Below are 1,014 nucleotides of genomic sequence, written 5' to 3'. Positions count from 1 at the left end.
ATTTCCAAACCCCTTTCGGAGTTCAGCAAGTGCTTCTTTTCTTGCTTGATCTCTTATTTTTTTATCGTGCTCGGCCTGTTTATCAGCCAATGCTTGTTTCTCAGTAGAGCCTAAAGTTAACCCCTTAACCTTGTCAATGGCACGCCATTTTTCCTGCTCTGTTAATTCACCATTATGCTGAATGTTAAATAGTTTTTGACGTTCATCTTGAAATTGACCTTGTGAGAAGTCGTTAGCGTCTTTCTTTTCAGGCTTCCAAGTAAAAGAATACCCAATAACTGGTTTCCCACGCCCTTTACCATATTTTTTTCTAACCGTTAATCCTCTAAACAAAGGAGTTAATTCTTCTTTAATGGGTTTTATAACAAATTTATCGACGTTAGAGGGACTATTCCAGTAACTTTTGGGCATATCTAGTAATTCAAAAAAGTCTTCTTTAGAAAAATAAGCATATCCAGTGGTTCTGAACTGTTTTAGTAACCGAAACATTGTTTTTGCATAACTACTTTTTAAATCTCTAAACTCTGCCAACGCATAACGAACCCAACTTTCAAGCTTGTTTAAAAGGGGTAAAGCACGTTCATAAACTTTTACGTCTACATAAGGTTCTTCTGCATCTCCATCAATTTTAAATTCTGTAAACAAAACAAAAAACTCTCGAGTTAATCCACTTTTACTTCGTCTACCAAAATGTAATCCCATCATTTTTTCATAAGTTCTCTGAATGTCATCTTCAAAACGGTTATTTGCAGTAGGTTTATAAGCACTTAACTCTTTTAATTGATCAAAAGTAAAACGAATGGTCTGATTACTCTTATCACGCATACGAGAAATAATCGAAAAAAATAAATTCATTTCAACTGGAGTAAATTTTCGAAGTGGAATGGTATTTAACTCTGGATCATATTTAATAATTTCATTTCCCATGCTGTACCTCCTAATGATTACAAATTAATTTTAGATTATGTTTATCAAGTAGTCAACTTTATATTTCTACTTGATAAACAGACAAAA

General features: G+C 33.1%; 1 protein-coding gene. It reads right to left on the bottom strand.

What is annotated here, in order from left to right:
* Positions 1 to 927, bottom strand: a 927-nt coding sequence (locus LSE01S_RS10605; protein ID WP_061777592.1) for a replication initiation protein, incomplete at its 3' end; no start/stop codon positions are given.
* Positions 928 to 1,014: the final 87 nt, after the last annotated feature.

This window comes from Levilactobacillus senmaizukei DSM 21775 = NBRC 103853, from assembly GCF_001592085.1.
In the GTDB taxonomy this organism is placed as follows: Bacteria; Bacillota; Bacilli; order Lactobacillales; family Lactobacillaceae; genus Levilactobacillus; species Levilactobacillus senmaizukei.
The sequence above is the reverse complement of the archived record's forward strand: the minus strand, read 5'-3'. Positions and strand labels throughout refer to the sequence as shown.